Annotated in this window: 9 protein-coding genes; 5 read left to right on the plus strand and 4 right to left on the minus strand. The window is 53.7% G+C overall.

The genetic code is table 11. The features are described 5' to 3' along the window. Position 1 precedes the first annotated feature (1 nt). The gene (locus OGV85_RS13520; RefSeq protein WP_003037978.1) at positions 2-358 is read right to left on the minus strand and encodes an ArsC family reductase; all 357 of its coding nucleotides are present in this window, start codon (positions 356-358) and stop codon (positions 2-4) included. Positions 359-746: 388 nt separating this feature from the next. On the opposite strand from OGV85_RS13520, the gene ypfM reads away from it, so the two are divergent. After that, the gene (gene ypfM / locus OGV85_RS13525; protein ID WP_001386977.1) at positions 747-806 is read left to right on the plus strand and encodes a protein YpfM; all 60 of its coding nucleotides are present in this window, start codon (positions 747-749) and stop codon (positions 804-806) included. Positions 807-881: 75 nt separating this feature from the next. Here ypfM and acrD read toward each other — a convergent pair whose 3' ends face one another. Further along, positions 882-3,995: a multidrug efflux RND transporter permease AcrD gene (gene acrD / locus OGV85_RS13530; RefSeq protein ID WP_003847241.1), complete on the minus strand. Its 3,114-nt coding sequence runs from the start codon at positions 3,993-3,995 to the stop codon at positions 882-884. 184 nt (positions 3,996-4,179) lie between these two features. Further along, complete coding sequence (gene narQ, locus OGV85_RS13535) at positions 4,180-5,877, minus strand: nitrate/nitrite two-component system sensor histidine kinase NarQ (RefSeq protein ID WP_003037982.1); 1,698 nt, start codon at positions 5,875-5,877, stop codon at positions 4,180-4,182. Positions 5,878-6,137: 260 nt separating this feature from the next. Here narQ and aegA point away from each other — a divergent pair, with 260 nt between their 5' ends. The 3 genes from aegA to OGV85_RS13550 all read left to right on the plus strand — a co-directional run bounded on the left by aegA (position 6,138) and on the right by OGV85_RS13550 (position 10,016). Next, positions 6,138-8,117, plus strand: a complete 1,980-nt coding sequence (aegA, locus tag OGV85_RS13540; RefSeq protein ID WP_061547549.1) for a formate-dependent uric acid utilization protein AegA — start codon at positions 6,138-6,140, stop codon at positions 8,115-8,117. A 156-nt stretch (positions 8,118-8,273) separates the two neighbouring features. Then, positions 8,274-8,849: a GDP-mannose pyrophosphatase NudK gene (nudK, locus tag OGV85_RS13545; protein ID WP_003838513.1), complete on the plus strand. Its 576-nt coding sequence runs from the start codon at positions 8,274-8,276 to the stop codon at positions 8,847-8,849. A gap of 123 nt (positions 8,850-8,972) precedes the next feature. Further along, positions 8,973-10,016, plus strand: coding sequence for a DUF1176 domain-containing protein (locus OGV85_RS13550; protein WP_003037987.1), 1,044 nt, complete (start codon positions 8,973-8,975; stop codon positions 10,014-10,016). Here the strand turns inward: OGV85_RS13550 and tkt are convergent. Continuing rightward, positions 10,006-12,000, minus strand: a complete 1,995-nt coding sequence (gene tkt, locus OGV85_RS13555; RefSeq protein WP_061547548.1) for a transketolase — start codon at positions 11,998-12,000, stop codon at positions 10,006-10,008. The two genes, OGV85_RS13550 and tkt, sit on opposite strands and share 11 nt — an antisense overlap. A 280-nt stretch (positions 12,001-12,280) precedes the next feature. Between tkt and maeB the strand changes: the two genes are divergently transcribed. Beyond that, a complete protein-coding gene (maeB, locus tag OGV85_RS13560) occupies positions 12,281-14,560 on the plus strand; it encodes an NADP-dependent oxaloacetate-decarboxylating malate dehydrogenase (protein ID WP_044714584.1) in 2,280 nt (759 codons plus the stop codon). The last annotated feature ends 100 nt before the right edge of the window (positions 14,561-14,660 follow it).

Consider the following 14,660-nt stretch of genomic DNA (forward strand, 5'->3'; position numbering starts at 1 on the left):
ACTACACCTCATTAAAAAACAGAGTATAACTGGATTCACTGAAACCAAGCAGCATAGGCTTACCCGGCGCGCAGAGCAATGGGCGTTTGATAATTGCTGGCATTTCAATCATCAATGCGGCGGCGGAAGCCGCATCGGTGATTTGACTGCGCGTGGATTCATCGAGTTTACGCCAGGTGGTTCCACGTGTATTGATCAGCGCTTCCCAACCTAATTCGCTGATAAAGGACTGTAATAGCGTATTGTCAAGACCGTCGACGCGATAATCATGAAAGCGATAGTCAATACCTTGTGCTTCCAACCAGCGTCTGGCTTTTTTAATCGTGTCGCAATTCTTAATGCCGTAGAGGGTGATCATTTGAATCCTTATTGACGTAATTTGAATATTTATTCTTTTATTATGTGGCAATGAATAATACATATTGTCATTCAATCGTTATAGAAAAATATAACATTGTTGAACAACAGTGAATAATGATTCCTGAAAGCTCCAAAAATACCGTATAACTAAAAATCAGAATCTGCCTGTTTGCATCAGACTGTTTTTCCATCAGAATTGCAAAAGTAGTAGATGATGTATGAATATTTCAAAATATTGCAGTAAGTCACATAAAATTTATGGGTATGGCGCATAGTGATCACATAAACCCCAAACACGGGAGGATGTAATCACAACCATCGGTTAAATGTTCTTCTTTTGATGATGATGATTTTGTAGAATGCTCATAATAATAAGAGAGGTTGTTATGATTGAACGTGAACTGGGGAACTGGAAAGACTTTATCGAAGTGATGCTTCGTAAATAATTTTCTGGAAGAAATTCATATCCTGTAAAGGATAAAAAAAGGCGACTCAACGTAAGTCGCCTTTTTTGTGCCCGATTATTCCGGGCGCGGTTTCAACGGGAAGCGTCTGCGTACCAGCACAAAGAACAGGGGCACGAAGTAAATCGCCAGGATAGTGGCTGAAATCATTCCACCCATTACGCCTGTCCCCACCGCATGTTGACCGCCAGAACCTGCGCCACTGCTGATGGTCATCGGCAGAACCCCAAAGATAAACGCCAGCGAGGTCATCAGAATCGGACGCAAGCGCTGGCGACAGGCGTGGAGCGTGGCATCGAGCAGATCGTGTCCTTTCTCGTTCATCTCATTGGCGAATTCAACAATCAAGATTGCGTTCTTCGCCGATAGCCCGATAACGGTAAGTAACCCGACCTGGAAGTACACGTCGTTTTCCAGACCGCGCATCCAGGTCGCCAGCAGAGCACCAATGACCCCCAGCGGCACAACCAGCATGACGGAGAAGGGAACTGACCAGCTTTCATACAGGGCCGCCAGACACAGGAATACCACCAGCAGAGAAATGGCGTACAGGGCGGGGGCCTGAGAACCCGACAGCCGTTCCTGATAAGACATCGCAGTCCATTCGAGGCCGAATCCGGTCGGCAACTGGCGCACCAGCGATTCCATTATGTCCATCGCTGTACCGGTACTGACGCCGGGCGCGGCTTCTCCGACAATCTCGACCGCGGAGTAGCCGTTGTAGCGTTCCAGACGCGGTGAACCGGTTTCCCAGCGCGACGTGGCAAAGGCCGAGAAAGGCACCATGCCACCGTTGTTATTACGGACGTACCACAAATTGATGTCGTCAGGGAGCATGCGATATTTTGCTGCCGCCTGCACGTAAACCTTCTTCACGCGACCGCGGTCCATAAAGTCATTGACGTAGCTGGAACCCCAGGCCGTTTGCAATGTATCGTTGATGTCGTCGATGGAAACGCCCAGTGCCTGGGCTTTGCGCTGATCGATATCAATTTGCAACTGCGGGCTGTCGTCCAGACCGTTATGACGAACGCGGGTCAGGGAAGAATCCTTCCCGGCCAGCTCAATCAACTTGTCGCGCGCGGCCATTAACGCGTCATGCCCCGCACCAGCGTGATCCTGCAGCTCCATATCGAAACCGGCAGAGCTTCCGAGGCCACTGATAGCCGGAGGGCTACTGGCGAAGACGCGGGCTTCTTTAATCTTATTAAAGGCCTTGGTCGCACGTTCAATGATGGCGAAAGAGGTTCCGGTAGTGGTGTCGCGCTCATCCCAGTCTTTTAAACGGACAAACATACGCGCCACGTTTTGACCGTTCCCGCCAGGGCCTGAACCGACCGTGGAAAAGACCGACATAATGTTGTCTTTCTCATGGGTGAAGTAATACTTCTCTACTTCCTCAACCACTTTCAATGTTTGCTGCTGTGTGGAGCCGCTGGGCAGCTGTACCGAGGTGGTAAACATGCCGCGGTCTTCCAGCGGCAGGAAGGAGGTTGGCAGGCGCAGGAACAGGAAAACCATTCCGCCGAGCAGCAGGCCGTAGATCAGTATCCAGCGCAGGCTGCGGTGCAGGATCCTGGCAACGCCTTTTTCGTAGCGCTCGGCGTTGCGATTAAACATTCGGTTAAACCAGCCGAAGAAACCGGTTTGTCCGTGATGCTCGCCCTTATGCAGCGGTTTGAGCAGGGTGGCGCACAGAGCAGGAGTGAGGATCATCGCCACCAGAACAGACAGCACCATTGCGGAGACGATAGTAATCGAGAACTGGCGGTAAATAGCCCCGGTAGTGCCGCCGAAGAAGGCCATCGGGATAAATACCGCCGACAGCACCATGGCAATACCAACCAGCGCGCCCTGGATTTGCCCCATCGATTTCCGCGTCGCTTCCCGCGGTGTGAGCCCTTCCTCACTCATAATACGCTCGACGTTTTCCACTACCACAATGGCGTCATCGACCAGCAGGCCGATCGCCAGCACCATCGCAAACATCGTCAAGGTGTTAACGCTATAGCCAAAGGCGTAAAGCACGGAGAAGGTACCCATCAGGACGACGGGAACGGCGATGGTGGGAATCAGCGTGGCGCGGAAGTTTTGCAGGAACAGGTACATCACGAGGAATACCAGCGCGATCGCTTCCAGCAGGGTTTTTACCACGTCGATGATTGAGGCTTTGACAAAGGAGGTGGTTTCATATGCCACCTTATATTCCAGCCCATGTGGAAAATATTGCGACAGCTCGTTCAGACGGTTAATGACCAGTTCCGCCGTCGCCATTTCATTGGCACCCGAAGCCAGCTTCACGCCCAGACCGGAGGCAGGATTTCCATTAAAGCGGCTGAGGTAATCATACTTTTCAGCACCCATTTCGACCGTCGCCACATCGCCCAGTTTAACTTCTGAGCCATCCTGGTTGACACGTAGAGTAATGGCGCGGAATTCATCCGGAGTCTGCAGTAGCGACTGGGCGTTGATCGTCGCGTTCAGCGCCTGCTTGTCCACCGAAGGCGTACCGCCAAGTTGTCCGACCGCAATCTGCGCATTTTGTGACTCGATAGCGTCGGTCACATCTTTAGCGGTCATCTGGAAACTGTTCAGTTTGGCCGGGTCAAGCCAGATACGCATGGAGTACTGTGAGCCGTAAGCGTCAATATCCCCCACGCCGTTAATACGGCTGAGCGGATCCTGAATGTTACTGGCGACATAGTCGGCGATGTCCTGCTTATCCATTGAGCCATCGGTGGAGACAAAGGCGATTGTCAGAATATTGGTGTCCCCGGTCTTACGCACCGTGACCCCCTGATCCTGTACCGCCTGCGGCAGTTTACGCATTGCCGATTGCAGCTGGTTTTGCACCTGCTGGACGGCCTCATCAGGATCGGTTCCGGCGACAAAGCTCAGTGTAACTGATGCCTGGCCTGTCCCGCTGCTCTGCGACGACATGTACATCAGGTTATCGAGACCAGTCATGTTCTGCTCGATCACCTGGGTGACGGTGTTTTCCAGAGTCTGAGCCGAGGCGCCAGGATAGTTGGCGGTGACCCGTACGTTTGGCGGCGCCAGATCGGGATATTGCTCAACGGGCAGTGAAAAAATAGCCAGGGCTCCTGTCAGGCACAACAGGATAGCTAACACCCAGGCAAAAATGGGGCGATCGATGAAAAAATTCGCCATTAAAAGAGGACCTCGTGTTTCTGCGTATCGTTATGGGTATGGCTTGCTTCACTTTAGCGGCAAGGTACGGGTCAAACGTGGAGAAAAAAAGAAGATAATGTAAATTATCATGCCCGTTTACAGCATACCTTTCGTGCCAACGCCGTCAGGCCTGGATCCAGACCCGACGGCGCTTTGCGGTTCTTTACGTTAGATCACTGTCTGATTCAGCCGAACGGAAACTGATGCTTACCAACGTTCCTCCTCCGGAAGGTTGAGAGAAGGTCAACGTGCCGCTTAGTCTTTCCGCCCGCTCACGCATAATATTTAGTCCATAGTGCCCTGTAGGCTCATGCGGCTCGCCAATGCCGATGCCGTTATCGCGGATATAAACCGTGTGGTTGCCGTCCGGAGCCGTTACGCAACTGACGGCAATTTCGCTCGCACTGGCATGCTTAATGGCGTTCAGCACCGCTTCGCGGATGATCTGCAACAGGTGCACTTGCATTTGCGCATCCAACGCCAGCGTGGGTAACCGACAGTCGAGTGTGAGTTTAGCTGAGGTTTGATTTTGCAGCGTTTCCAGCATTTCATGCAGGGCGGAGGGTAAGTCTGCCTGTTGTAAGGTCAGACGGAAGGTGGTGAGCAGTTCGCGTAGCTGACGGTAGGCATCGTTCAGCGCCTGGGAGAAATCCGCCATGATGCTTTGCGCTGGGGCGTTATCTTCCGGAATTGAACGCTTCAGCAGCGTCAACTGAATGCGTAAATAAGAGAGCACCTGTGCCAGCGAGTCGTGCAGTTCGCGTGCAATCGTCGCTCGCTCCTCCATTAACAACAGTTGCTGAAAATGTTTTTGTGCCTGGTTGAAGTACAACCCGCGTCCCAGCATTGAGGAAACGCTGTTAAGCAGCGGAGTAGAAGCATTGACGTTTGGACTTTGCCAGTGCAGTTCGCCGTAGACGGTTTCCTGCATAGTGACCGGCAGGATCTGCATCGGCAGCTCCAGGCTTTTAGTCCCTTCGCTAATCCGCCAGTTATCACCGACGGTGAGCTCAAGGAAATACGCGGCGTCATGTTCGCGGACGATCTGTAAAATATGGCGGAAGCAGTGCACGTCAATCTGGCTGGTATTTAACGCCTGGGAGCACTGATACAACACCTCCAGACGGCGATTGGCTTCATGGAGATCGTGAGTTTTCTCGGCAACAGACGCTTCCAGCGAGCGATAGAGCTTGTGTAATTCACTCGACATCTGGCTAAACGTTTTGCCCAGCAACCCCAGTTCATTGGGCAAACCGGTATCCAGCGGTGGGATATTAAACTGACCGTGTTCAATTTGCTGACTGGCCATCACCAGTTTATTCAGCGGACGCACTACCTGCTGGCGAATGCGCCGCAGGGTAAAGAAGACGAGGGTGAATATGCCGATCCCGCCAGCCAGCGAGATGCCAAATACCAGCATGACTTTACGCTCGGCATAATGTTGCAACGCCAGCACGAAGAGATCGATTTGATCGACGTAGTTGTTGATATTGGCCTGGTACCATTTTAAATCGCCGTCGATCAGGCGGGCATTCATTTCCAGCCAGTTAGCATGCAGACGTCCATAGCGGCTTTTTACCGCTTGTGGCACATACCACGCATTCAGATTCTGTAATGCTGGTGCGTTTAGCGCCTGCTGGAAAAGCTGGCGGTGGGCGTTAAGCTGCGGGCTCTGGCTTTGCAGATCGTAACCCAGACGGTAGCTTTGCATGCGCAATGAGCCAGCAACGTTGATGGCTTCGGCATCTCGCAAGCTGCTGGTCAGCGTGAGCAGCGCAATACCTGTTGAGAGAATTGACAGCAGCACTATGTAGAAAAAAGCTTTAGCCAGACTGGCCGAGACCGGACGCTTTACCGTCACTTGTGCATCCTCACACAATACACGTCGCGCCTGAAAACAGCGTGAACGATGCGGTGTATTTGATAAAGGTTAATAAAACGCCATGAAACTGGATGGTAACTGAAACACAATTTCATATGCGATGAAATAAATTGATCTGCCACAGGTTCTGCATAAATAGTTGTGCTTCCTGGGCAAATGAACATTGCCGCTTCCTTCCGTGTCGGTTAATAACACTCTTATAAAGAATAAGGTTTTTGCAACCAAAAAAGAAGGAAGCCATGAATCGTTTTATTATGGTCAATAGCCAGCAGTGCCTGGGATGCCATGCCTGTGAGGTCGCCTGCGTCATGGCTCACAATGGCGAACAGCATGTCCTGAGCCAACGGCATTTTCAGCCCCGAATTACCGTCATTAAACATCAGCAGCAGCGCAGCGCGGTGACCTGTCACCACTGCGAAGATGCACCCTGCGCCAGAAGTTGCCCAAATGGGGCAATTAGCCATGATAACGACAGCGTTCAGGTGAACCCGCAAAAGTGCATTGGCTGTAAATCGTGCGTCGTTGCCTGTCCTTTCGGCACGATGCAGATCGTACTCACTCCTGTCGCCAAAGGGAAGGTGAAAGCCACCGCGCACAAATGCGATCTGTGCCAGGGGCGTGAACAGGGGCCCGCCTGCGTAGAGAACTGCCCGGCGCAGGCGTTACAGTTGGTGACGGAAAATTCGCTTACCGGTCTGTCAAAAGCGCGTAGGCTGCGTACCGCAAGTCTGGAAAGCCAGCCATGGCACGCCAGCAGTACCGATTTTGTTCCACATGTCATCACCAAACGTGAGCAAATGCAGGCGACGCCTGCGCGTGGTGAACCGGATAAACTGGCGATTGATGCCCGGAAAACCAGCTTTGAAGAGATCTATCTGCCGTTTCGTACGGCGCAGGCGGAGCGGGAAGCCTCTCGCTGCCTGAAATGCGGCGACCACAGTATTTGCGAATGGACCTGTCCGTTGCATAACCACATTCCGCAGTGGATTGAGCTGGTCAAAGCCGGAAACATCGATGCCGCGGTTGAGCTTTCACATCAAACCAACTGCTTGCCGGAGGTGACCGGGCGTGTATGCCCGCAGGATCGACTCTGCGAAGGGGCATGCACGGTGCGTAATGAGCATGGCGCAGTCACCATCGGTAATATTGAGCGTTACATCTCCGATCGGGCGCTGAGTAAAGGGTGGCGACCGGACTTAAGCCATGTGCAGAAAGTGGACAAGCGTGTTGCCATTATCGGCGCGGGTCCGGCGGGTCTGGCCTGCGCGGATGTGCTGGCGCGTAGCGGTATCAGTGCCACCGTTTACGATCGCCATCCTGAAATTGGCGGTTTGCTGACGTTCGGTATTCCGGCCTTCAAACTGGATAAATCGCTGCTGACGCGTCGCCGTGAAATCTTCAGCGCTATGGGGATTCATTTCGAACTTAACTGTGAAGTGGGTAAGGACGTCGCACTTGAAAAGTTGCTGGAGGATTACGATGCCGTGTTCGTGGGGGTGGGAACCTATCGTTCCATGAAGGCGGACCTACCAAATGAAGACGCGCCAGGCGTATATGATGCGCTGCCGTTCCTGATTGCCAACACCAAGCAGGTGATGGGGCTGGATGAGTTGCCTGAAGAACCGTTTATCGATACCGCCGGACTGAACGTGGTGGTTCTGGGCGGAGGCGATACGGCCATGGACTGTGTACGTACCGCGCTGCGCCACGGTGCAAGCCAGGTGACCTGCGCCTATCGTCGTGATGAAGCCAACATGCCGGGTTCGAAAAAAGAGGTGAAGAACGCCCGGGAAGAGGGGGCAAACTTCGAGTTTAACGTCCAGCCGGTTGAGCTGGTGTTGCATGCCGATGGGCGAGTCAGCGGCGTGCGTTTCTTACGTACCCAACTTGGCGAACCTGATGCGCAGGGGCGTCGTCGCCCGGTTCCCATCGCCGGGAGTGAGTTTGTGATGCCCGCAGATGCGGTGATCATGGCGTTTGGTTTTCACCCACACGGCATGCCGTGGCTGGAGTCGCATGGCGTTAAGGTCGATAACTGGGGGCGCATTGCCGCCGATGTTGAAAGCGCATACCGTTACCAAACCAGTAACCCGAAAATCTTTGCCGGTGGCGACGCGGTACGCGGTGCGGATCTGGTGGTGACGGCCATGGCGGAGGGGCGGCACGCCGCCCAGGGGATCGTCGACTGGCTGGGCGTAAAATCAGTCAAATCTCACTAATCGGCGTCCAGGCCGGATAAAACGCGTTAGCGTTGTCATCCGGCAATGTGCCGCATGAATGCCTGATGGCGCTTTGCTTATCAGGCCTACATTGTTCCAAGACAAACCCGGTTTCACGGCGTAGTATTATTTCTCACTTCTTGCTGTGGAGCCGGTATGTCGCAAAAAATTACCCTCATCAAAGATAAAGTCCTCTCCGATAACTACTTCATCCTGCGCAATATCACCTATGACCTGACCCGTAGCACTGGGGAGGTGATTCGTCATAAACGCGAGGTTTACGATCGCGGTAACGGTGCCACAATCCTGCTGTATAACCCGGAGAAGAAAACGGTGGTCTTAATTCGCCAGTTCCGCGTCGCCACCTGGGTCAACGGTAATGAAGATGGTCAACTGATTGAAACCTGCGCCGGGCTGTTGGATAACGACGAACCGGAAGCGTGCATTCGCAAAGAGGCCATTGAAGAGACCGGATTTGAAGTGGGCGAAGTGCGCAAACTGTTTGAGTTATACATGTCGCCGGGCGGCGTGACGGAAATAATCCACTTCTTCATTGCACAATACAGTGACAGCCAGCGAGCAAACGCTGGTGGCGGTGTGGAAGATGAAGATATTGAAGTTCTGGAACTGCCGTTCACACAGGCGCTGGAAATGATCAAAACGGGTGAGATCCGTGACGGTAAAACGGTGCTATTGTTGAACTATTTGCAGTCGTCGCATCTCATGGACTAATGCGCGGGATTTATATTTCTTTACAAATTTACGGCCAATCCGACAATTCTTATTGAGCCACATCAGTCGCGCAAGGAAGATACCGCTTAGGCTGTGTGTTTTGACTTCGGGGTTGTACCGTCCATGCGCTATCGCGTTATTCTCCTTTTCCTGCTCGGGTTGCTACCAGCCCGATTGCTCTGGGCTGCGCCCGCGCAACAGGCGTTTTCTGACTGGCAGGTGACGTGTAATAACCAAAATTTTTGCGTGGCGCGCAATACCGGAGAGCACCACGGCCTGGTCATGACCTTGAGCCGCAGCGCCGGGGCACATACTGACGCCGTGTTGCGTATTGAACTGGGCGGGCTGGAATCGTCCAACGTCAAAGAGAGCGATATTGCGCCGCGTCTGTTGTTGGATGGTGCGCCGCTCTCGCTGAGCGGCGAGCACTGGCGTGTTACCCCATGGCAACTGATGACCGATGATCCGGCCACCATTAGCGCATTTTTACAAACCGTACAGGACGCGAAGGCGATTACCCTGCAAAAAGGTGCGCAAAATCTTTCGCTGGTCGGGCTAAAAGCCGCATTGTTGTTTATCGATGCCCAGCAAAAACGGGTTGGCAGCGAAACCGCATGGATCGAAAAAGGTGACGAGCCTCCGCTCAGTGTACCTCCTGCCCCCGCGCTGAAAGGCGTAGCGGTCATTAACCCAACGCCAACGCCTCTCACACAGCAAGAGCGCAGTGAACTGCTGGACTATGGTAACTGGCGAATCAACGGTATTCGTTGCTCTATCGATCCGCTGCGTCGCGAGATGCGCGTCACGGCCCTAACGGATGATAAAGCGCTGCTGATGATTGGCTGTGAGGCCGGAGCGTATAACACTATCGATCTGGCGTGGGTGGTTTCACGTACAACCCCGCTGACTTCACGCGCGGTACGGTTAAGTCTGCCTTTTAAAACGGATGCGGAAAGTCGCGATATGGAGCTGACCAACGCTGCGTTTGACGAAAAGTCGCGGGAGCTGGTTACCCTCGCTAAAGGACGAGGGTTGGCAGATTGCGGTATCCAGACCCGCTGGCGCTACGATGGTCAGCGTTTTCGCCTGGTGCGCTATGCCCAGGAGCCAAGTTGTGATAACTGGCATGGGCCAGATGCCTGGCCCACACTGTGGATCACACGTTAAGCACCTTGTGTGCTTTGTCGACGATGTTATCTACCGTAAAGCCGAAGAACGGGAACAGCTTGTCTGCCGGAGCCGACTCCCCATAGCCCGTCATCCCAACAATCGCCCCTTTCAGCCCAACATACTTGTACCAGTAGTCGGCAATACCGGCTTCTACCGCCACGCGCGCGCTGACGTTTGCCGGCAGGACCGACTCCCGGTATGCCTCATCCTGGGCGTCGAAGATATCGGTTGAGGGCAGAGAAACTACCCGTACGTTACGGCCTTCGCCGGTCAGTTTTTCCGCCGCCAGCAGCGTGATTTCCATTTCTGAACCGGTAGCAATCAGGATAACATCCGGCTTACCGCCGCCGTCCTTCAGCACATAGCCGCCGCGGGCAATTTGCTGCACCTGCTCAGGCGTGCGCTCAACCTGCGCCAGATTCTGCCGCGAGAGGATCAGCGCCGTTGGCCCGTCATGGCGTTCGACCGCCAGCTTCCAGCCTACTGCCGCCTCAACCTGATCGCATGGTCGCCAGGTACTGAAATTAGGCGTCAGGCGTAGACTGGCGAGTTGTTCGACGGCCTGGTGCGTGGGACCATCTTCCCCCAGGCCAATCGAGTCGTGGGTATAAACCATGATTTGTCGGGCTTTCATCAGCGCCGCCATGCGCGCGGCATTGCGGGCATATTCGACAAACATCAGGAACGTGGCTGTGTAAGGTACGAAGCCCCCGTGGTGCGCGATACCATTGGCAATGGCGGTCATGCCAAATTCCCGCACGCCGTAGTGGATGTAGTTTCCTGCATGATCCTCTTTAAGAGAGGAGGAGCCTTTCCAGATGGTTAGGTTGCTGGGTGCCAGATCAGCCGAGCCGCCGAGCAGTTCTGGCAGTATCGGCCCATAGGCGTTCAGGGTATTTTGCGAAGCTTTACGGGTGGCTATTTTGGCTGGGTTGGCTTGCAGGTCGGTAATATATTTCTGGGTTGTTGCTTCCCACTCCTTAGGCAGTCCGCCGCTCATCCGGCGAGTAAACTCTGCCGCCAGTTCCGGGTAGGCTTGTTCGTAAGCTGCGAATTTCTCCTTCCAGCCTTGTTGCGCTTTTTCGCCTTTCTCGCGTGCGTCCCACGCCCGGTAAATCTCTTTGGGGATTTCAAAAGCAGGATGATGCCACCCCAGTTTCTGCCGGGTCAACGCCACCTCTTCTTCGCCCAGCGCAGCGCCGTGCGCTTCCTCTTTACCGGCTTTATTCGGTGAGCCAAAACCAATCACCGTGCGGCAGATAATCAGCGACGGTTTATCGGTAACAGCCTGCGCTTCCTGAATGGCTTTTTTCACCGCCTCAGGGTCATGACCGTCAATGTCGTGCACTACATGCCAGTGGTAAGCCTCAAAGCGTTTTGCAGTATCGTCGGTAAACCAGCCGTCGGTTTCGCCATCAATTGAGATGCCGTTGTGATCGTAGAAGCCGATGAGTTTGCCAAGCCCCAGCGTGCCCGCCAGCGAACAAGCCTCGTGTGAAATACCCTCCATCAGACAGCCGTCGCCCATAAAGACCCAGGTAAAGTGGTTAACAATCTCATGGTCCGGCTGGTTAAACTGCGCTGCCAGCGTGCGTTCGGCAATGGCCATGCCGACGGCGTTGGCTAAACCCTGGCCCAGCGGTCCGGTGGTGGTTTCCACGCCCGGCGTGTAGCCAATTTCCGGATGACCTGGCGTCTTCGAATGGAGCTGACGGAAGTTCTTTAATTCTTCGATCGGCAGGTCGTAACCGGAAAGATGCAATAGGCTGTAAAGCAGCATTGAGGCGTGGCCGTTGGACAGAATAAACCGGTCACGATCGTACCAGGTGGGATCGGTCGGGTTATGGCGTAGAAAATCGTTCCACAGCACTTCGGCGATATCGGCCATCCCCATTGGTGCTCCTGGGTGGCCGGAGTTAGCTTTTTGGACGGCATCCATACTCAGCGCACGAATGGCATTGGCAAGCTCTTTACGGGTCATAGGAAATACTCCTTGAAAAGTAAAGTGTTAGATGCGTGTTGTGATTCACACTTTTGGGAAAATTGCGGGCGTTGTCAGCAAAAAGCATAGCAGACAAGCATGGTATTGCTGGATTAAGCAGGTAACATGGCTGTTATAAATTGATAACAAATTCTTTCTTTGAATGGTGAGAGTTTGGGGACCTTCAAAGTTTGTGCCGTTGACTGAGGTGATAATGTGCGGCTCAGTAGAATGGTTACCCGCGCCACTTTTTTGATAGATACGTGAAAGGAACAACAAGATGGATGACCAGTTAAAACAAAGCGCCCTCGATTTCCACGAATTTCCGGTACCCGGTAAAATCCAGGTTTCTCCGACCAAGCCTCTGGCAACGCAGCGCGACCTGGCGCTGGCCTACTCGCCGGGCGTAGCTGCACCGTGTCTTGAAATTGAAAAGGACCCGCTGGCAGCCTACAAATACACCGCGCGCGGCAACCTGGTTGCGGTTATTTCCAACGGTACGGCGGTGCTGGGCCTGGGCAATATTGGCGCACTGGCCGGCAAACCGGTGATGGAAGGTAAAGGCGTTCTGTTTAAGAAATTCGCCGGGATCGACGTGTTCGACATTGAAGTCGATGAACTCGATCCGGATAAATTTATCAATGTGGTTGCGGCCCTGGAACCCACGTTTGGCGGTATCAACCTCGAAGATATCAAAGCGCCGGAGTGCTTCTACATTGAGCAAAAGCTGCGCGAACGCATGAATATTCCGGTCTTCCACGATGACCAGCACGGTACAGCAATCATCAGTACTGCCGCAATTCTGAACGGTCTGCGGGTGGTTGAGAAAAATATCTCCGACGTGCGCATGGTGGTGTCTGGCGCAGGCGCGGCGGCGATTGCCTGTATGAACCTGCTGGTAGCGCTGGGTATGCAGAAACACAATATTGTGGTCTGTGACTCCAAAGGCGTGATTTACAAAGACCGCGAACCGAACATGGCGGAAACCAAAGCGGCTTATGCGGTGGTGGATGACGGTAAGCGTACGCTGGATGATGTCATTGACGGCGCAGATATTTTCCTCGGTTGCTCCGGTCCTAAAGTGCTGACGCAGGAAATGGTTAAGAAGATGGCGCGTGCGCCAATGATTCTGGCACTTGCTAACCCGGAACCGGAAATCCTGCCGCCGTTGGCAAAAGAGGTGCGTTCCGACGCAATCATTTGTACTGGTCGTTCAGACTACCCGAACCAGGTGAACAACGTCCTGTGCTTCCCGTTCATCTTCCGCGGTGCGCTGGATGTTGGTGCGACGGCCATCAACGAAGAGATGAAACTGGCGGCGGTGCACGCCATTGCTGAGCTGGCGCATGCCGAGCAGAGTGAAGTGGTGGCCTCTGCTTATGGCGATCAGGACCTGAGCTTCGGCCCGGAATACATCATTCCGAAACCGTTCGACCCGCGTCTGATCGTCAAAATCGCCCCTGCTGTGGCGAAAGCGGCGATGGACTCTGGTGTGGCAACGCGTCCGATTACCGACTTTGACGCTTACATCGATAAGCTGACTGAATTCGTCTACAAAACCAACCTGTTCATGAAGCCGATTTTCTCCCTGGCACGTAAAGCGCCGAAGCGTGTGGTGCTGACGGAAGGGGAAGAAGCGCGCGTACTGCATGCTACCCAGGAATTGATCACTTTAGGTCTGGCGAAGCCGATCCTGATTGGTCGTCCGAGCGTGATCGAGATGCGTATTCAGAAACTGGGGCTGCAGATCAAAGCGGGCGTCGATTTTGAAATAGTCAACAACGAATCCGATCCGCGCTTTAAAGAGTACTGGAGTGAGTATTATCAGATCATGAAGCGCCGTGGGATCACCCAGGAGCAGGCGCAGCGTGCGGTGATTGCCAACACTACGGTGATCGGTGCGATCATGGTGCAGCGTGGCGAAGCGGATGCGATGATCTGCGGTACGATCGGCGACTACCACGAGCACTTCAGCGTGGTGAAAGAGGTGTTTGGTCATCGTGACGGCGTGCATACAGCCGGGGCGATGAACGCCTTGCTGCTGCCAAGCGGTAACACTTTTATCGCCGATACTTACGTCAACGACGATCCTACGCCTGAGCAACTGGCGGAAATCGCCGTGATGGCAGCAGAGACTGTGCGTCGCTTTGGTATTGAACCGAAGGTGGCGTTGCTGTCGCACTCCAACTTTGGTTCCTCTGACTGCCCGTCGGCCAGCAAAATGCGCGAAGCGCTGGAGCTGATTAAGGCGCGCGCGCCAGAGTTGATGATTGACGGCGAAATGCACGGCGATGCCGCGCTGGTGGAAAGTATCCGTAATGACCGCATGCCGGACAGTCCGCTGAAAGGCTCAGCTAATATTCTGGTGATGCCGAATATGGAAGCGGCCCGTATTAGTTACAACTTACTACGCGTTTCCAGTTCTGAAGGCGTAACGGTTGGCCCGGTGCTGATGGGGGTTGCGAAACCTGTTCATGTATTAACGCCGATCGCCTCTGTTCGTCGTATCGTTAATATGGTGGCGCTGGCGGTTGTAGAAGCCCAAACGCAGCCGCTGTAATTTCACTTTAATTAATTTCCGGCGCGGGTTTCTCTCGCGCCTTTTTATTTTCCCTTTCTTAGTGATCTACTTCACCTTTTAAACCTGGTTGCCGAATTTT

This window comes from Citrobacter sp. Cf132, from assembly GCF_030333885.1.
In the GTDB taxonomy this organism is placed as follows: Bacteria; Pseudomonadota; Gammaproteobacteria; order Enterobacterales; family Enterobacteriaceae; genus Citrobacter; species Citrobacter freundii.